The sequence below is a fragment of the Acuticoccus mangrovi genome (genome assembly GCF_016411865.1).
Classification (GTDB): domain Bacteria; phylum Pseudomonadota; class Alphaproteobacteria; order Rhizobiales; family Amorphaceae; genus Acuticoccus; species Acuticoccus mangrovi.
In genome coordinates this window covers 11,354-30,602 of record NZ_JAEKJA010000038.1, presented here as the reverse complement: position 1 = coordinate 30,602, position 19,249 = coordinate 11,354, and the positions used below count along the sequence as shown (strand labels likewise).

General features: G+C 71.1%; 11 protein-coding genes. 10 read left to right on the top strand and 1 reads right to left on the bottom strand.

What is annotated here, in order from left to right; translation table 11 throughout:
- Window positions 1-57: 57 nt before the first annotated feature.
- Window positions 58-936 (top strand): iron chelate uptake ABC transporter family permease subunit, encoded by an 879-nt coding sequence (locus JCR33_RS23935; RefSeq protein WP_232372803.1) that lies wholly within the window; start codon window positions 58-60, stop codon window positions 934-936.
- The gene (locus tag JCR33_RS23930; RefSeq protein WP_198884669.1) at window positions 933-1,691 is read left to right on the top strand and encodes an iron ABC transporter ATP-binding protein; all 759 of its coding nucleotides are present in this window, start codon (window positions 933-935) and stop codon (window positions 1,689-1,691) included. Before JCR33_RS23935 ends, JCR33_RS23930 begins: the two co-directional genes overlap by 4 nt.
- Before the next feature lie 13 nt (window positions 1,692-1,704).
- Here the strand turns inward: JCR33_RS23930 and JCR33_RS23925 are convergent, their stop codons facing one another.
- Entirely contained in the window at window positions 1,705-2,364 is a 660-nt protein-coding gene (locus JCR33_RS23925) for a helix-turn-helix domain-containing protein (protein WP_198884668.1), read from the bottom strand.
- Between the two features lie 410 nt (window positions 2,365-2,774).
- Between JCR33_RS23925 and JCR33_RS23920 the strand changes: the two genes are divergently transcribed.
- The 8 genes from JCR33_RS23920 (at window position 2,775) to JCR33_RS23885 (ending at window position 19,233) form a co-directional block, all read left to right on the top strand.
- Window positions 2,775-4,940, top strand: a complete 2,166-nt coding sequence (locus JCR33_RS23920) for a TonB-dependent siderophore receptor (protein ID WP_198884667.1) — start codon at window positions 2,775-2,777, stop codon at window positions 4,938-4,940.
- A gap of 41 nt (window positions 4,941-4,981) precedes the next feature.
- A complete protein-coding gene (locus JCR33_RS23915; protein WP_198884666.1) occupies window positions 4,982-6,523 on the top strand; it encodes an alpha/beta hydrolase-fold protein in 1,542 nt (513 codons plus the stop codon).
- A 649-nt stretch (window positions 6,524-7,172) separates the two neighbouring features.
- Window positions 7,173-8,429, top strand: coding sequence for an enterobactin transporter EntS (gene entS, locus JCR33_RS23910; protein ID WP_198884665.1), 1,257 nt, complete (start codon window positions 7,173-7,175; stop codon window positions 8,427-8,429).
- On the top strand, window positions 8,426-9,586 hold the full coding sequence (locus JCR33_RS23905; RefSeq protein WP_198884664.1) for an efflux RND transporter periplasmic adaptor subunit: 1,161 nt from the start codon (window positions 8,426-8,428) through the stop codon (window positions 9,584-9,586). Before entS ends, JCR33_RS23905 begins: the two co-directional genes overlap by 4 nt.
- Window positions 9,583-11,511, top strand: a complete 1,929-nt coding sequence (locus tag JCR33_RS23900) for an ABC transporter permease (RefSeq protein WP_198884663.1) — start codon at window positions 9,583-9,585, stop codon at window positions 11,509-11,511. Before JCR33_RS23905 ends, JCR33_RS23900 begins: the two co-directional genes overlap by 4 nt.
- Window positions 11,512-11,559: 48 nt before the next feature.
- Window positions 11,560-11,808 (top strand): phosphopantetheine-binding protein, encoded by a 249-nt coding sequence (locus tag JCR33_RS23895; protein WP_198884662.1) that lies wholly within the window; start codon window positions 11,560-11,562, stop codon window positions 11,806-11,808.
- An 18-nt stretch (window positions 11,809-11,826) separates the two neighbouring features.
- A complete protein-coding gene (locus JCR33_RS23890; protein ID WP_269751259.1) occupies window positions 11,827-12,063 on the top strand; it encodes an MbtH family protein in 237 nt (78 codons plus the stop codon).
- Between the two features lie 18 nt (window positions 12,064-12,081).
- The gene (locus JCR33_RS23885) at window positions 12,082-19,233 is read left to right on the top strand and encodes a non-ribosomal peptide synthetase (RefSeq protein WP_198884661.1); all 7,152 of its coding nucleotides are present in this window, start codon (window positions 12,082-12,084) and stop codon (window positions 19,231-19,233) included.
- The last annotated feature ends 16 nt before the right edge of the window (window positions 19,234-19,249 follow it).

Genomic DNA, 19,249 nt, shown 5'->3' with positions numbered 1-19,249 from the left:
CCGAAGGCGCGGCTCCTCCTTCTCGCGGCCGGCGCGGCCCTTTCGGTGCTCGCCTTCATGACGGTCGGGCTGAAGGGCGGCCTCGCCTTCGCGCTGGAGCTCAGGGCAGTGCGCCTCGCCGCCCTCGTCGAGGTCGCGGTCGCCGTCGCCGTTTCCACCGTCGTGTTCCAGACGATCACCGGCAACCGGATCCTCACCCCGTCGATCATGGGCCTCGACGCGCTCTACAGCCTCCTTCAGGCGCTCGCCGTCTTCACCCTCGGCGGCCTCGGCTACGCGATGCTGCCGGCGACGGCGAAATTTCTCGGCGAGGCGGGTCTGATGGCGCTCCTCGGCACGGCGCTGTTCCTGCCGCTTCTGAGCCGGCGCGGCGACATCCCCACCTTGCTCCTCGCCGGCGTCGTGCTCGGCGTGCTCTTCCGCAGCCTGTCCTTGATGGTGGCGCGGCTGATCGATCCGAACGAGTTCGCGATCGTCCAGTCCGCCCGCTACGCCGACTTCAACACCCTCGACGCCACCCTGCTCGTCCCCTGCCTGGGGCTCACCGGCCTCGGAACGCTCCTCGTGTGGCGGGCGCGACACGTCCTCGACGTCATGGCGCTCGGGCGGGAGGCGGCGGTCGGGCTCGGGGTCGCCTGGCGCCGCTCGGCGACGGCACTCCTCGTCCTCGTCGGCGCGCTCACCGCGGCCTCGACCGCCCTCGTCGGGCCCGTCGCCTTCCTCGGCCTGCTGGTGGTCGCCCTCGCCGAGCGCACCGTCGGCACGGTACGGCACGGCCCGCTCCTCCTCGGCGCGATGCTCCTCGCCGTCATCCTCCTCGTCGGCGGCCAGACGATCCTGGCGCAACTGCTCGACAACGTGCTGACGCTCGGCATCGTCATCGAGTTCTTCGGCGGCCTCGCCTTCCTCATCCTCATCACCCGGCGGCGACGATGATCCGGATTTCGAACGTGTCCTACGCGATTGCCGGCACGACCATTCTCGAGGACATCGATCTCGCGATTCCGAGCGGCGGCGTCACCGCGCTGATCGGACCGAACGGGGCGGGCAAGTCGACGCTCTTGTCGCTCATCGCGCGCCTTCTGCCGCTCTCGTCCGGCACGATCACCCTCGACGGCCTTCCCGTCGACCGCACGCCGACGCGCGCCCTCGCGCTGCGCCTCGCGGTGATGGCACAGGAGGGATCCGTCGCGAGCCGGCTGCGCGTCGAGGAGCTCGTCGGCTTCGGCCGCTTCCCCCATCATCGCGGCCGGCCGCGCGCGCAGGACCAGGCGGCGGTCGCCGAGGCCCTCGCCCTCTTCGACCTCGAAGCCCTGGCCGATCGCTTCGTCGACACCCTGTCGGGCGGTCAGCGCCAGCGGGCGCGGGTCGCGATGGCCTACTGCCAGGGCACCGACTATCTGCTCCTCGACGAGCCGCTCAACAGCCTCGACATCATCTATGCCCGCGCGCTGATGCGCACGCTGCGTCGCATCGCCGACGACCGCGGCCGGACGATCGTCGTCGTCCTGCACGACCTCAACCACGCCGCGGCCCATGCCGACCGCATCGTCGCCCTCAGGGAGGGCCGTCTCGTCGCCGACGGGCCGACGGGCGAGGTGATGACGACGGCGACCCTTCAACGCGTCTTCGGCGACACCATCCCCGTCGCCGAGGTGGACGGCCACCGGATCGCGCTGCATTTCGTCTGAACCGCGCCGCTCCCTATCGGCGGCTGCGGCCCGGCGGCATGCCGTAGGCCCGCTTGAAGGCCGTCGTGAAGCTCGACGCGCTCGCATAGCCGGCGAGGTGGGAGGCCTGGCTGATCGTCACGCCCTCCCGCTCCAGCGCATCGCGCGCCCGCTCGAGACGCTGCGCCCGGATGAAGTCGAACACCGTCTCGCCGAAGTGCTCCTTGAAGTGACGCTGCAGCGCGGAGACGCTGGCCCCGACCGCACGGGCGATGCCCTCGATCGTCAGCTCCTCCTCCAGATGGTCGAGGACATATTCGCGCGCCCGCTCGCTCTGGCGCAGATTCATGAGCTGCGGCCGCTGATGGCCACCCCCTTGGGCGACGAAGGCGGCCGAGGCGAGGCTCATGATCTCGAGCCCGCGGGCTCTGCGATGCATGGTGGCGATTTCGCCCGTGAGGCTCGGCGGCGGCCGGAGCATCTGCTCGGCGAGGCCGACGATGTGGCGGCTCGGGGTGAACTCGAAATGGGCGAGGTGGCGCGCCAGAAAGCCCCGCAGCAGGTCGACGCCGTGCTCCTCCTGCCCGGTCAACCACTCGACCCAGGGCCGGGGGGCCGACATCTGCACCTTCCGCAGCGGCACGGTGTTGCTGTTGACGAATTGCAGCCGCGCATATTTGGCCACGTTCAGCATCAAAGCGACCGGGGTACTCGTCTCGCCCGTTCCGGCATCGATCCGAAATTGTCGGTCATCGATCAGAAAATGCTGCGACCCTTGAAGCAAAACCATAACCATGAACTTGGGCCAGATCTGATGGATTTGCTCATCCTGCGTACAAGTCAGGACTCCATCGAGAGTTCCCACACTCAGGAACTGAGGCATCAAAGGTTCGATGGTAAAGTGTTGCATGACTGCCACCATAACCACGATTCAGAGCATCGATTTGACCGTCTCGCCTAAACGTTCGCCGTTTGCACAAAACAGGCCATGTCGACAAAGGGGTGTATAATCCTGATCACTAAGGTCAAGTATAATTTCCCTCGTTCAGAGTCGGACGAATGACCCCTCAATACCTCCTTTCTTCTAATTCCAAACTGTGCCTGTTGCTGACCGCAGCCGGCATCCTGACGGCGAGCCCGGCCCTCGCCCAAAACGCCGGAGGCGTCATTCCGCTCGACGAGGTGGTCGTGGAGGGCGCGACCGGCGACGGCACGGAGAGCGGCGACGGTCCCGTCGGCGACTATGTCGCCTCCCAAAGCCTCACGGGAACGAAGACCGACACGCCCATCACCAAGACGCCGCAGTCGATCGCCGTGGTGCCCGCCGAGCAGATCGAGGACCAGGACGCCCAGTCGGTGGCCGAGGCCCTGCGCTACACGCCCGGCGTCTTCTCCGAATATCGCGGCGCCTCCAACCTCAGGGACGAGGTCTTCGTCCGCGGCTTCTACTACGTGCCGCGCTATCTCGACGGCCTCTACTTCGGCGGCGACCTGTCCTACGCCCGGATCGACCCCTATTTCCTCGAGCGGATCGAGCTTCTGTCGGGCCCGTCGTCGGTGCTCTACGGTCAGGCCAACCCCGGCGGCATCATCAACATGACGAGCAAGCTGCCGACGGAGACGCCGCGCGGCGAGGTCAGGACGACGTTCGGCTCGGGCGACTATGTCGGCGCCTCGTTCGACGTCAGCGGACCGGTGCCGGGCGTCGACACCCTCTCCTACCGCCTCGTGGGAACCGGCTTCCGGCGTGATCTGCAGGAGGAGTTCACCAAGCAAAGCCTCCTCGGCATCACCCCCTCGGTGACCTGGCGGCCCGACGCCACGACCAGCCTCACCATCCTCGGCGGCTACCAGTACGAGCCCGACGCGGGCTTCCGCAACTTCCTCGACGCCGCCGGCACCGTCTCACCCATCGCGGGGTACGGCTATGTTCCGCGCGACTTCTTCGTCTCCGACCCCGACTACGAGGAGCTGACGCGCGAGCAATATTGGATCGGCTCGAAGTTCGAGCACGAGTTCAACGACATCCTCACCGTGCGCCAGAACGCGCGCTATCAGCACGTCGACCACACCCACCACACGCTGATCTGGGGCTACACCTCGGCGAGCCCGACGACCGGCGCCGACACCATCGTCCACCGCACCGCGAGCGGCGGCGACGAATCCTGGGATCAGTTCGTCATCGACAACCAGGCCCAGGTCGACGTCACCACCGGGCCCGTCTCCCACACCCTCCTCGGCGGCCTCGACTACCGCTATCGCGTGCGCGACTACATCTGGGGCCGCAACAGCGACGTGCCGACGATCGATCTCGCCAATCCCACCTACGGCACCATCGACTACGACAGCGTCGCGCTCACCACCTCCGACGACCAGGACCTCACCGCCCAGCAGGTCGGCCTCTACCTGCAGGAGCAGGCCGAGTGGGGCCGGCTCAACGTCATGGCCGGCGGCCGCGTCGACTTCGCCTCCACCGACATCGACGACAATCTCGCCGGCACCTCGACCTCCTACGACGACACCGCCTTCACCTGGCGCGTCGGGGCGATCTACGATCTCGGCTGGGGCATCTCGCCCTATGCGAGCTACTCGACCTCGTTCGAGCCCTCCCTCTACGCCCCGCCCGCCGGCGAGAGCGCGTTCGAGCCGACCACGGCCGATCAGCTCGAGGTCGGCGTCAAGTATGCGCCGGAGGGCTACGATTTCCTCCTCACCGCCGCCTACTACGACATCACCCAGCGCAACGTGGTGCAGGGAACATGGGACCCGGCCCTCGCCCAGACGGTCTACCGGCAGATCGGCGAGATCCACAATCGCGGCGTCGAGCTGTCGGCACGCGGCGAGCTCTTCGACCGCCTGTCGCTGATCGCGAGCTACTCCTACATCCACTCCGAGATCGAGAAGTCGGTGGCGGCGAGCGAGGTCGGCAAGACCCCGGCCCGGATCCCCGAGCACCAGGCCTCGCTGTGGGCGAAGTACGCCTTCAAGAACCCCCGCCTCTACGGCCTCGAGCTCGGCGGCGGCGTGCGCTATATCGGCACCAGCCAGGGCAACAACGAGAACACCTTCCAGGTCGACGGCGTCACCTTGTTCGATGCGATGGCATCCTACGACTTCGGCGCTCTCGATTCCGATCTCGAAGGGCTCAAGCTGCAGGTCAACGTGAAGAATATCGCCGACACCAAGTACGTCGCCTCCTGCGCCAGCGCCTACGCCTGCTTCTACGGCGAGGGGCGGACCATCCTCGCCTCGCTCGCCTACCAGTGGTGAGGCGGGGTCCCGCCCGCCTCCTTGTCGCGATCGTCCTTGCCATGGAGACGGCGGTCGCCGCGGCGCAGACGCTCGCACCCGACGAGACGGTGACGCAGGCGCTCGACGCCGGCGAAAGCGTCGCCGTCTCCCCCGGAGCCGGGCCGGGCGACTACGTCGAGGGCCGCCTCGCCGTCGAGAGCGGGCGCGTCGGGCTCGATCTCGTCGGCGCCGACGGAACCCACCGCCGCCGCCTCGCCGCCGATGCCGTCGGCACGACCGTCTTCCGCTTCGTCGCCGAGGAGCCCGGCCTCATGCTGCGCGCCTCGGCGGCCGAGCCGAGCGTCTTCGGCCTCGACCTCGTCCATCGCCTGCCCCCGTCGGAGCAGGTCGCGCCGCCGAGGCACTTCCTCAGCGCGCGGATCGCCGCGCTCGCCGAAGCCCTCGACGCGGGCGGCTCCAGCGCGGCCTTCTGGGTCGACATCGAGGCTTCGGGCGCCCCCCTCGTGGAGCCCGGGCCCGACGGCGAGGCGATCGTCACCTTCCTCGCGCGCGGTGCGCGGCACAACGCCCGCATCCTGGGCGCCCCCTCGGGCGACCACGAATGGATGGAGCGGCTCGGCACCTCCGACGTCTGGTTCAAGAGCTTCGTCGTGCCGCGCACGACGCGCCTCGCCTACAAGATCGCCGTCGACATTCCCGAGCTGCCGCTCGGCCCACGCGCCCGCCGCGTCGCCATCCTCGCCACGGCGAAGGCCGATCCCCTCAACCCCGCGCGCGAGCCTGCCGACGCGCCGGATGCCTATAATCAGGAATCCATCCTGATCCTCTCCGAGGCGCCGCCCCAGCCGGGCCTCGCCACGGCCACCCCCCTCGGCGCGCCCCGGGGAACGCTCTCCCCGCTCCACTTCGCGAGCGGGATCCTCGGCAACACCCGCGAGATCGTCCTCTACCGCCCCGCCGGCTTCGACCCCGCGGCACCCGACAGCCGCCTCCTGATCCTCTTCGACGGCGAGGCCTACCAGACGCGCGTGCCGACGCCGCAGATCCTTGACGATCTCATCGCAGCCGAGCGGATCCCGCCGACCGCCGCGGTGTTCGTCCCGACGATCGATCGCGCGACCCGCTCACGCGAACTGCCGGACAATCCGGACTTTGCCGACGCCCTCGCGACGGAGCTGATGCCGCTCCTCACCGCCCGGCTCGGCGCCGCCATTCCGCCCGAGCGCGTCATCCTCGGCGGATCGAGCTTCGGCGGCCTCGCCGCCGCGACGGCGGCGCTCCGTCACCCGGCGGTGTTCGGCAACGTCCTCAGCCTCTCCGGCTCCTTCTGGTGGCACGACGGCACCCCGGACGGCCTCGCCGCACGCATCGCCCGCGAGCCGCGGAAGACCGTCCGCTTCCACCTCACCGCCGGCCTCTTCGAACGACCGCACGGCGACGCCGCCGGGATCCTCGACACCACGCGGCATCTCTGCGACGTGCTGCGCGCCAAGGGCTATCGCGTCAGCTACGGGGAATATGCCGGAGGGCACGACTATCTCATCTGGCGCGGCGCCCTCGGCGACGGCCTGATCGCCCTCACCGGCTTGCTCCCGCGCTAGCCCCTCTTCCCCCTCCTGAGCGCCCGATCCCCGATGCCGCCTCCGGCACGCTGCCGACGCGTGTCTCTTTCGGCGTGCCCATCGCACTCTTTTTCCAAATTCTTCACCAGTTTTGCCCTATATTCGCCACAATATCCTTAGTTTTAACTGTAATCATTTCGATTTCAAATTGACTTTGTGCTTATATATCTCTGCCGTTGCTGAGAACATATGCGCCTTTTGCGCGAAAAACAGCGCAATTGATTCGGACATCTCTCAAAAATACTTTCCGCTCCGAAGTGAGTGATCCCCATTCCTGAGGGGAAGGGATCGCCCGGGGCGTCGGCCCGCCGCGCGAGGGCCGGTGTCATCGCGCCGTCCCCGGCTTGCTGGAGCGACGCCTCGCCTTGCTGCCCACACCGCGGATGTCCGCATGGCCGGGAGAAGGCCGTGCCGCCCGAAAGAGGAGATCCATGGCCGAGCCGATCGTCACCTGTCTGCGTCCGAACGACCCGGCCCGGCCTGTGCCCCTCCTCCGCAGTCCGATCCTCGACCCCTGCCAACACCTCTCCGCCCGCCCCTCGGGCACCGTCGTCATCGACGTCGCACGAGAGTGGGTGCCGGCTCGCGTCCGCGCCGCGGCGGGTCTCCAGCACGAGGCAGTCCGCCCATGAGCAAGCCGAGCCACTTCGTCGACGTCTCACTGCTCCTCACCAACCCGGCGTTCCGCCAGCTCCTCATCGCCCGCACCGTCTCGCTGGTCGGGCTCGGCATGCTGACCGTCGGGATCCCGATCCAGGTCTACGGCCTGACCGGAGCGAGCGTGCACGTCGGGCTCGTCTCGGCGGTCGAAGGGGTCGGCCTGTTCGCCGGCCTCCTCCTCGGCGGTGTCCTCGCGGACCTCTACGACCGGCGGCGGCTGATCCTCTTCGCCCGCAGCATCTGCGGCATCGGCTTCGTCGCCCTCGCCGTGAACAGCGCCCTGCCGCACCCCTCCTTGGGCGCGATCTACGGGCTCGCCCTCTGGGACGGCTTCTTCGGCGCCCTCGGCGTCTCGGGGCTGATGGCGGCCATGCCGATGATCGTCGGGCGGGAGAACCTGATGCATGCCGGCGCCCTCGGCATGATCACGGCACGCTTTTCCAACGTCGTCGCGCCGTCGCTCGGCGGCCTCGTCATCGCCGCGGGCGGCGTGACCTCGGCCTATGCGCTCACCGCCGTCGGCACCCTCGTCACCGTCCTCACCCTCCTCGGCCTGCCGCCTCTCGTGCCCCAGCGCTCGGAGGAGCACCACCCGCTGCGCCTCCTCGCCGAAGCCTTCGCCTTCGTGCTCGGCCGGCGCGTGCTCCTCGCGATCTTCGCCCTCGGCACGCTCCTCACGGTGACGAGCGGCATCCGCGTCCTGTTTCCCGCGCTGATCGACGGCGCCTTCGCCGGCGGCAGCGTGGCGACCGGCCTCATGTACTCGGCCGTCCCCCTCGGCGCGACGCTCGGCGCCGTGGTGAGCGGCTGGCCGCAGCGCTTCGAGCGACCGGACCACGTGATGGTGGCGATGTGCCTTCTCGCCTTCGTCGCGGTGATCGTCCTCGGCGCCTCGGGCAGCCTCGTCGCCGCCCTCGCCGCTCTGATCGTCTACGGCTACGCCGTCGCGATCGCCTCGCTCATCCAGTACACGCTGATCCAGAAGGCGACGCCCGACAACTTCCTCGGCCGCGTCAACAGCCTGTGGGCCGCCCAGGACACCCTCGGCGACATCGTCGGCGCCGCCGCCCTCGGCACGATCGCCACCGCCCTCCTGCCCGCGACGGCGATCCTCGTCGCCGGGCTCGCCGCCCTCGCCCTCGGCGTCGGGCTCGCGCTCCTGATGCGCACCGTCGGCCTCGGCGAGGTGGCGCGCGCGCAGGAGATCGAGGGCGCGAACCCATGAAGGGCCGCTGGGAAGCCTTCCTTCTGGTGCTCCTTCTCGCCGGCAGCGTCGGCATCGCCGCCACCCGCATCGAGCCGCGCGCGGCCCCGGCCTTCGCCACCGTGGCCATCGTGCGCGGCGACCTCGAGGAGACGATCTCGGCCTTCGGCAAGATCCGCCCGCGAGACTATGTGGACGTCGGTGCCCAGGCCTCCGGCCAGCTCGTGCGGCTCCACGTGCGCGAGGGCGACCGGGTCGCAGCCGGCGATCTCGTCGCCGAGATCGACCCCGCCACGCAGATGGCGCAGGTCGCCGCCGACCGTGCCGAGATCGCCGAGCTGCGGGCCGAGCTGCGCGGCCTCGACGTGCGGGCCGAGCATGCCGCACGGCTTGCCGAGCGCACCGCGGCCCTCGCCCTCAAGAATGTCGCGAGCCGCCAGAGCAACGACGCGGCGCAGATGGAGGCCGCCGCGGCGGCGGCGCAGATCGATGCGGTGCACGCCAGGATCACCCGCACCGAGGCGACCCTCACCGCCCACGAGGCCGAGCTCGCCCACACCCGGATCCACGCCCCGATGGGCGGCACGGTCGTCTCGATCGACGTGCGCGAGGGGCAGACGCTGATCGCGACCTACGAAACGCCGCGCCTGATGCGCATCGCCGACCTCTCCGAGATGACGGTGTGGACGGAGGTCGCCGAGGCGGACGTACCCCGCCTTTCGCCCGGCATGCCCGTCTGGTTCACCACGCTCGGCCACGGCGAGCGGCGCTGGAAGGGGCGGCTCCGGCAGATCCTGCCTGCTCCCTCGCGCCGCGAGGACGCCGACACGCCGGCCTCCCCGAGCAACGCCGTCGTGTTCTACGTCGCCCTCTTCGACGTCGGCAACGGCGACGGGCTGCTGCTACCCGAAATGAGCGCGCAGGTGCGCTTCGTCACCGCGTCCGCCGACGACGTCGTTCTCGCGCCGACCACGGCCCTCACCCCGCATGCGGACGATGGCGCGCTGTTCACGGCCCGCATCCTCGGCGCCGGCGGCAAGCCCGAAGCGCGCACCGTGCGCCTCGGCGTCCGCACCCGCTTCCAGGCGGAGATCGTCGCCGGCCTTGCCGCAGGGGAGCATCTCATCACCGGTGAGATCGACACGGCCGACGCCTCGCCCATCCGGTTCGTCCCATGAGCGGCGCCGTCGCCCCCCTCATCGCCTGCCGAGGCCTGACGCGCCGCTTCGGGGAAGGTGCCCGCGCCACCGAGGTGCTGCACGGCATCGACCTCGACATCGCCGCCGGCGAGTTCGTCGCCATCGTCGGACAGTCCGGGTCGGGCAAGTCGACCCTCATGAACATCCTCGGCCTCCTCGATCGGCCGACGGACGGCCGCTACGTCTTCGCCGGGCGCGAGATGGCGACGCTTTCGACCGATGCGCGCGCGGCGCTGCGCCGCGACGCGTTCGGCTTCGTCTTCCAGCGCTATCACCTCCTGCCGGGGCTGACGGCGCTGCAGAATGTGGAGCTGCCGGCGCTTTATGCCGGCGTGGCGGCGGCGGAGCGGACCGAGCGGGCGCACGCCCTCCTCGCCCGGCTCGGCCTCACGGGCCTTGCACAGCGGCGGCCGGCGGAACTCTCCGGCGGCCAGCAGCAGCGCGTCTCGATCGCCCGGGCGCTGATGAACGGCGGCAGCGTGATCCTCGCCGACGAGCCGACCGGCGCGCTCGACAGCGCGACCGGAGCGGCGGTGATGGACCTCCTCGCCGAGGTCGCGGCCGAGGGGCGCACCGTCATCCTCATCACCCACGACCGCACGATCGCGGAGCGGGCCGACCGCACGATCCGGATCGCCGACGGGATGATCGTGGCCGCCGGCACGGCCGCCGCGCCACGTCCCGTCCCGCCGCCCAAGCGCGGGTCGCGCCGGCCGGGTCGCGTCGCGGTCGAGATCGCCCGCAGCGCCCGACGCGCCCTCGCCCAGAACCGGGTGCGCACCGCGCTGACGCTCGTCGGCATCGTCATCGGCGGCGCCTCGGTCATCGCCATGCTCGCCATCGGCGAAGGGACGCGCCACAGCGTCATGGCCCAGGCGAGCGCGACCGGCACCGACTGGATCGTCGTGATGCCCGACGGCGACAATCCGGGGCAGCCGGGCGGCCGCATGACGCTCGCCGACGCCGAGGCGCTCGCCGCCCTTCCCAACGTGCGCCACGCCAACCCGGGCCGCTGGAGCCCCGTCACCCTCACCTCACCGGCCGCGACGGTGCGCAGCGAAGCCTTCGCGACCTCGGCGCTCTACCCGGAAACTTTCCGATGGGAGACCGAGTACGGCGCCTTCTTCACCGCGGCGGACGACCGGGCCGCCGCTCCCGTCGCCGTGCTCGGCGCCACCGTCGCCGAGGCGCTCTATCCGGGCCCCGCCGATCCCGTCGGCACCGACATCCTCCTCAACAACATCCCCTTCACCGTCATCGGCGTTCTCGAGGCGAAGGGGCCGGACGAGCGCGGCATGGACCGCGACGATCGCGTGGTGATCCCGTTCCTGACCGGCGCCACCCGCCTCTCCGGCGACACCGACCTCGGCGGCATCCAGGTCACCGTCGCCGACACCTCCCGCATGGCGGAGACCAAGGCCCTCGTCGAGGAGACCCTCCTCGCACGCCATCGGATGCGGGACTTCTTCATCAACGACATGGCCCAGCGCATCGCGAGCCTCGCCGCGACACAATCGAGCCTCTCCCTGCTCCTGGCGCTGATCGCCGCGATCTCGCTCGTCGTCGGCGGCATCGGCGTCATGAACGTGATGCTCATGAGCGTCACCGAGCGCACGCGCGAGATCGGCATCCGCATGGCCGTCGGCGCGAGCCGCACGGACATTCTCGGCCAGTTTCTCTCCGAGGCGGTGCTGATCTCGGGCGTGGGCGGCGCCGTCGGGCTCGCCCTCGGCCTCGCCATCGGCATCGGCGCCGCTCTCCTTCTCGGCGTCACCGTGATCTTCGAAGTGAGCGCCGTCGCGCTCGCGCTCGCCGTCGCGACCGGCATGGGGCTCGTCTTCGGCTTCATGCCCGCCCGGCGCGCGGCCCGGCTCGATCCGGTGCGCGCGCTCGCCGCGGAGTAGCGCGATGGCCCCGCAATCCCCGACGTCCCCCCGCATCATGGAGCTTCGATGACCTCCCCCACGCCCATCGCCCCGACCACGGACGCGCTGCGCGAGGCGCTGGCGCCCTTCCTCGACGACGTCCCCGAGGACGACGACAACCTGATGGATTTCGGCCTCACCTCGATCGCCGCCATGCAGCTCGTCGGCGAATGGCGTGCGGCCGGACACGCCGTGAGCTTCGTCGACCTCGCCAAGAACCCCACCATCGCCGGGATCTGCGCGCTCTTCACAGAGCGGAGCCGGAGCCACGGCTGACGCGGAGCACCGACGGACATGATGAACGACGACACCAAGACGAACCCCTTCGACGACGAGCGCTACGCCTTCGCCGTCCTCACCAATGCGGTCGGCCAATACAGCCTGTGGCCGACCTTCCGTTCCCCCCCGAGCGGCTGGACCGTCGTCTTCGGTCCCGCCGAGCGATCGGCCTGCTTCGACTACGTCGAAGATGCATGGACCGATCTCCTGCCCAGCGCCCGCCCCGCCGACCCCGCGCGGCAGGCCTCTTAGACGTCCGGACAATCTCCCATGCGCAAGGTCCCCCTCCTCGGCACCCAGCTCGGCATCGTCCTCGCCGACCAGATCGCGACGAACCGCAACGCCTACGTCATCGCCCATGCGGTCGAGCTGCACGGCGAGGTCGATCTCGACGTTCTCGCCGCCTCGATCCGGGCCGGTCTCGCCGAGGCCGACACCGTCACCGCCCGCTATGTCGAGGATGCCGACGGCCTCTGGCAGCTGCTGCGCCCCCTCCGGGAAGGCGACATCCCCGATCCCGAGATCCTGGATCTCAGGGTCGTGCCCGATCCGGAGGCGGCCGCATGGGCGATCATGGCGCAGGACGTCGCCGCCGATCTGCCGGTCGACGGCGAGCGGCCGCTGACGCGCGAGCTCCTGATCCACCTCGAGGATAGGGAGGGGACGCCGTCGGTCATCTGGTATCAGCGCCACCATCATCTGATGCTCGACGGCTTCAGCTTCACCGCCCTCACCCGGCGCATCGCCGAGATCTACAGTGCCCGCCGGAGCGGCCGTGCGGAGGGGCCCTCGCCCTTCGAGAGCGTCGCCGCCGTGGTGGAGGAATATCGCGCCTACGACACCTCCCCGACCCGCGAGCGCGACGCCGCCTTCTGGCGCGACCACTGCCGCGACCTGCCCGCGCCGACGACACTCGCGCCCGGCAGGACGCCGCAGGCGGACGGCGATGCGTCCCGGCCGGCGGCGATCGGCCATCTTCACCCGCTCGCGCCCGACCATTCGGCCGCCCTCGCCGCGACAGCGGAGGCCGCCGGCCACTCCCTCCTCGATTTCCTGGTCGCAGCGATCTGCGCCTACGTGCACCGCCTGACGGAGGCGGAGGACCTCGTCGTCGGAATGCCGCTGATGCGGCGCATGGGCTCGGTCGCGGCGGCCTCGACCGCCCCTGTCGTCAACGTTCTGCCGCTGCGGCTCGCCGTCGAGCCCGGCGCCACCATTCACGATCTCGCCCACGCCACCCGGGCGGCGATGCGCCAGATGCGGCGTCATCAGCGCTACGATGCCGAAGCCATCCAGCGCGATCTCGGCCGGGTGGGACGCAGCGGCCTCTACGGACCGGTAATCAACTACCGCATGTTCGACGAGGCGCTCGACTTCGCCGGCGTGCGGGGCCGCACCCATCACCTCGCCACCGGCCCGATCGACGACATCGAGTTCGGCCTGACGATCGAGGGCACGCGCATCACGCTGGAGCTGCGGGCGAACAGCGCGCTCTACGACGAGGCGACGCTCGGGCGCCACGCCGAGCGGCTCGAGCGCCTTCTCCTGGCGATCGCCGCCGACCCCGCGCTCGCCGTCGCCGCGCTGCCGGTGATGACGGAAGCGGAGGAGCGCGCCCTCACCACGGCCTCGAGCACGCCGCCCGTCGCCGCTCCCCTCTGCGCCGCGCGCAGCCTCGTCGACCTCTTCAGGGCGGCCGCGGCGCGAGACCCGGCCGCCACCGCGCTCGTCCACGGCGACAGGACCCTCGATTTCGCCGCGGTATCGGCGGCGCTCAACCGTCTCGCCCGCCATCTCCTCGCCGAAGGCGTCCGAGAGGGCGATGTCGTCGCCGTCGCCGTGCCCCGCAGCGAGCAGTCGGTCATCGCCATGCTCGCCGTCCTCGCGAGCGGCGCGACCTACCTCCCGCTCGATCTCGACCATCCGCCGGCCCGCCTCGCCGACATGTGCGCCGACGCGAGCCCGGCGGCGATCCTCACCACCCTCGACGCGGCCTCGCGCCTGCCGGCCGGCATCTCTCTCCTCGCCCTCGATGCGCCCGAGACGGCCGCCGCCGTCGCCGCGCACCTACCCACTCCTGCCGCGATCGGCGGGCCGGCGCCGGACGGGACCGCCTACATCATCTTCACCTCGGGCTCCACCGGCCGGCCGAAGGGGGTCATGGTCCCGCACCGCGCGCTCCTCAACCTCTACGCCGCGCACTGGCCGACGATCTACGGCCCGGCGATCGCGAACCGCTCCGAGGCGGGCCGCCCGCTCCGGGCCGCCCACACCCACTCCTTCGCCTTCGATTCCTCCTGGCTGCAGATCTTCTGGATGCTCGCCGGCCAGGAGCTCCACATCGTGGACGAGACGCTGCGCCGCGACGCGCTCGCCCTCGTCGAGTGGATCCGCGCGGAAGGGATCGACACCCTCGATCTCGCCCCCTCGATCTGTGCCGAGATGATCGCCTGCGGCCTCCTCGAAGGGCCGCACCGGCCGGGCGTCGTCCTCATCGGCGGCGAAGCGGCGCCGCCGGCCCTCTGGACCGCCCTCGCCCGCCATGCCGAGGTCGCCAGCCACAATCTCTACGGCCCGACCGAATACACCGTCGACGCGCTGCGGGCGCCGATCGCGGCGAGCGATCGGCCGGTCATCGGCCGGCCGATCGGGGGGACGACGGCGCGCGTGCTCGACCGCACGCTGAACGAGGTGCCGCCGGGCGCCGTGGGCGAGCTCTATCTCGCCGGAGCGGGTCTCGCCGACGGCTATCTCGGCCGGCCCGGGCTGACGGCAGAGCGCTTCGTCGCCGACCCCTTCGGCTCCGGCGGACGCATCTACCGCACCGGCGATCTCGTTCGCCGCGAGGCCGACGGCACGGTCGCCTTCGTCGGCCGCCGCGACGGCCAGGTTAAGGTGCGCGGATACCGCATCGAGGTGGCCGAGGTCGAAGCCGCCCTGCAGCGGCTCGACCGGGTCGAGATCGCCCGGGTCGTCGCGGAGCCGGTCGAGGGAAGCCACCGTCTCCTCGCCTACGTGACCCTCGCCGGCGGCAGCGCGGATCCACGCGGCGCGGCCCGCGAAGTGCGCGCCGCGGTGAAGGACGCGCTGCCGGACCACATGGTCCCCGCCATCGTGACGGTGCTCGACCACTTCCCCCTCACCATCAACGGCAAGATCGACACCCGCCGGCTGCCCAGGCCGTCGGCCGAGCTCGACGGGGCGCCGGGCACGCCCGAGGAGGCGCGTCTCGTCCACCACATGGCAGCGGTGCTGAAGCTTCCCGCCGTCGGCACCCGCGACGATTTCTTCGAGCTCGGCGGTGACAGCATCAGCGCCATCGTCCTGTGCGGCCGGCTGCGCGGCGACGGCTTCCACCTCCGACCGGGCGAGGTCTTCGCCGGCCGCGACGCTCGCGGCATCGCCGCCCGACTGCGTCCGCTCCCCCCCGCCACACGAGACGGCGTCGAGGCCGCTGCGGCCCCCCGCGTCGTCCGCGACGGGATCAGCGCCGAAGCGCTCCCGCTCCTGCCGACCCAGAAGGGGATGCTCTATCACGCCCTCCTCGGCGACAGCGGCTCCGCCTACAACGCCTTCACCCGCCTCGAGCTCGACGGCCCGCTCGACGCGGAGCGTCTGGCACGCGCCCTCGATCACGTCGTGCGCCGCCACCCGCAGCTCCACGGCCTGTTCGACGCCCGCGAGACGGACGAACCGCGCTTCCTCGTGCCGCCGCTTCCCCCGGAAGCGCGCGACCTCTGGTCCCTCGAGACGCGCGATCTCACCGGCCGCCCCGCGGGCGAGGCCGTGCTCGCGCTCGCGCGCATCGAGGCGACGGCGGTGAACCGCAATCTTCTCGGCAACGCCTTCGGCCACCTCATCGGGGCGACCCTCGTGCGCCTCGCGCCGGAGCGGCACGCGTTGATCCTCGTCGTCCACCACCTCGTGATCGACGGCTGGTCGACCCCGCTGCTGCTGCGCGACCTCTTCGAGGCCTACGCCTCGGACGCACCGCTGCCGGCGCTGCCGCATGCCTATGGCGAGGTCGTGCGGAGCCTTGCCGCACGCGACCCGGCCCCCGCCCGCATCGCATGGGCGCAGGCGCTGCGGGAAGCGACGCCCACGCGGCTCTTCGAGGGGTCGGCGAGCGCCGCCATGGAGGAGGCCGAGCACCGCCTGTCGCGCGAGACGACGCGCGATCTTCTCGCGATGGCGCGGCGCCGCGGCGTCACGCTGAACATCCTCATGCAAGGCGTCTTCGCCCTCGTCCTCGGCTCCCTCGCAGGGCGGAACGAGGTCGTCTTCGGCACCCCCGTCGCCGGACGCGGCGCCGCGGTCCAGGGGCTCGAGGAGCAGATCGGCCTGTTCCTCTCCACGATCCCGGTGCGGGTGCGGCTCGACCCCGACACGTCGCTCTGGGATCAGCTCGCCGGGCTGCAGGAGGAGCACGCCCACCTCATGGAGCACGACACGCTGGGGCTCGGCGACATCCAGTCGCTCGCCGGCGGCAAAGCTCTGTTCGATACGCTCCTCGTCGTCGAGAACTATCCCGACAACGCCTATCTCGACCGTGACATCGCCGGGCTCAGGGTCCGCGACATCCACAATCGCGGGCACAGCCACTACCCGCTCGCCCTGCTCGTCCTGCCGGGCGAGCGCCTCACCCTCCTCGTCGAGAATCGCGGGGCGCTCGCCGACGCCCAGGCCTTCGCCGACCGCATCGCGGCGCTGCTCGAAACGCTGGTGCACGCGCCGGCGGAGACGCTGGCGACGCTGCCCGTGGCAACGCGGAGCGAGCTCGCTCTCGCCGACAGGATCAACGCGACCGAGCAGCCCGTGCCGCCTCTGACGCTGCGCAACCTCCTCCACGCCGGCGCCGGACGCGACCCGGAGGCACCCGCCCTCACCGACGGCGACACGACCCTCAGCTTCGGCGAAGTGCGCCGCCAGGCGCTGCATCTGGCGCGCCGCCTCGCCGACGTCGGCGTCACCACCGGCGACGTCGTCGCGGTCGCCCTGCCGCGCTCGGCAAGGCTCAGCCTCGCGCTCTATGGCGTCATCGAGGCGGGGGCGAGCTATCTGCCGCTCGACCTCTCCTACCCTTCCGACCGCCTCGCCTTCATGCTCGCCGATGCTCGGCCGCGCGCGCTGATCGCCGACGGCATGGCCGGCGTCGCGCTGCCGGCCGATCTTCCCGTCGTCACCTTCGACGCGCTCGCCGGGGCCGGGGCCGAGCTTCCCCTTCCCACCCCCGATCCGGCGCTGCATCCGAGCGATCCGGCCTACCTCATCTATACGTCCGGCACGACCGGGCGGCCGAAGGGGGTGGTCGTCCCGCACGGGGCGATCGTGAACCGCCTCCTCTGGATGCAGGCCGCCTACGATCTCAGGCCGGGCGACCGGGTCTTGCAGAAGACGCCGTGCGGCTTCGACGTCTCCGTCTGGGAATTCTTCTGGCCCGCCGTCACCGGGGCGGAGCTCGTGATGGCCCCGCCCGAGGCGCACCGCGACCCGGCCCTCCTGATCGATCTGATCGAGGAGCACCGCATCACTCTGCTGCACTTCGTGCCCTCGATGCTCGCGGTCTTCCTCGCGACGGTGAGAGAGCTCGGGGCGGCAAGACGCTGCGCCTCGTTGCGCAAGGTGTTCTGCAGCGGCGAGGCACTGCCGAAGAGCCTCGCGCGCGACTTCCACGCGCTGCTGTCGGCCGAGCTCCACAATCTCTACGGACCGACCGAGGCGGCCATCGACGTGACCTACGCTCCGGCGACGGCCGAGCCGATCGAGGCGCCCGGCGGCGGGGTCCCCATCGGCTGGCCGGTCTGGAACACGAAGGTGCGCGTCCTCGATCACCTGATGCGCCCCGTGCCGCCGGGCGCGCCGGGCGAGCTCTATCTCTGCGGCCATCAGCTCGCCGCCGGCTATCTCGGCCGGCCCGGCCTCACCGCGAGCCGCTTCGTCGCCGACCCGTTCGCACCGGGGGAGCGGATGTACCGCACGGGCGACGTGGTGCGCCGCCTCCCCGACGGCGCCCTCGACTATCTCGGCCGCAGCGATCATCAGATCAAGATCCGCGGGCAACGCGTCGAGCTCGGCGAGATCGAAGCCCAGCTCGAGCGCCTCGAGGGCGTGCGCCAGGCCGTGGCCGACGCCCTCGTCCTCGGAGCCACAAGCACCGATCCCGGCGCCGACGAGCGCCAGCTCGTCGCCTGGGTGGTGCCGGACGACCCGGCGGCACCGCCGGAGCCCGCCGCCGTCATCGCCCTGCTGAAGGCCGTACTGCCGGCGCACATGGTGCCCGCCCACATCGTCGGGATCGCGGCACTGCCCGTCTCGGTGAACGGCAAGCTCGATCGCAAGGCGCTGCCGCGGCCCGAGCGTGCGAGCGGAACGGGGCGCGAGCCGGCCGAGGGGCTGGAGACCCGCCTCGCCGCCGTCTTCGCCGAGCTCGTCGGCCGCGACCGGGTGGGAGCGGAGGAGGACTTCTTCGCGATCGGCGGCCATTCGCTGCTGGCAATGCGCCTCGCCGCCCGCATCCGCCGCGATCTCGGCCGCCATGTCTCGGTCGGCGACATCATCCTGATGCCGACCGTCGAACGCCTCGCCGAGCATCTCGAGGCGGGCGAGCTCGTCGGCGCGCTCGCCCGCGACGGGTTCGACCTCGTCGTGCCGCTCCGGCCGGGAGCACGGGGGCCGCTCGTGTGCATTTATCCGGCCTCGGGCGTCTCCTGGCAGTACAGCGTCCTGTCGCGCTATCTGGCGAAGGACATGGCGATCCTCGGCCTGCAGTCGCCCCGACCACACGGGCCGATCGCGACGAGCCCCGACATGGACGCGCTCGTGGCGCACCAGCTCGACATCCTGCGCCGGGCGCAGCCCCGAGGCCCCTATTATCTCCTCGGCTACTCGCTCGGCGGCACCATCGCCTACGGCCTCGCCGTCCGGCTGCGGGCGCTCGGCGAGGAGGTGCGCTTCCTCGGCCTCCTCGACACCTATCCCGCCGAGGCCCACGACTGGAGCGACCCTTCCGGCGCGCAGGCCAACCGCGGCGCCGAGCGCGAGCAGGAGCAGTTCATCAACGCGGCGATGGCCGACGTCGCCGACGACGCCTTCCGCCACGAGAAGGAGGAGATGTTCGGCCACATCTTCGAGAACTACAACGACAGCGTCCGCCTGCTCTCCGCCGCCACCACGCCGCCCTATGAGGGGCGGGTGACGCTGTTCGTCGCCGGCCGCTCCGTCCCCCCGGGCATCGATCCCGACACGGCCTGGGAGGGCCTTGCGCGGAACGTCGCGATCCATCGGCTCGCCCACGCCTCGCACGACGACATCATCTCCCCCGCCTCGCTCGAGATCCTCGGCCCGCTGATCGACCGCCTCCTCGCCGAGGCCGATCCCCCTCCGGCGGCGCGCGTTCCGGCCCTTGCCGCGGGCCATGGCTGACCCCGCCCGCTCCCCG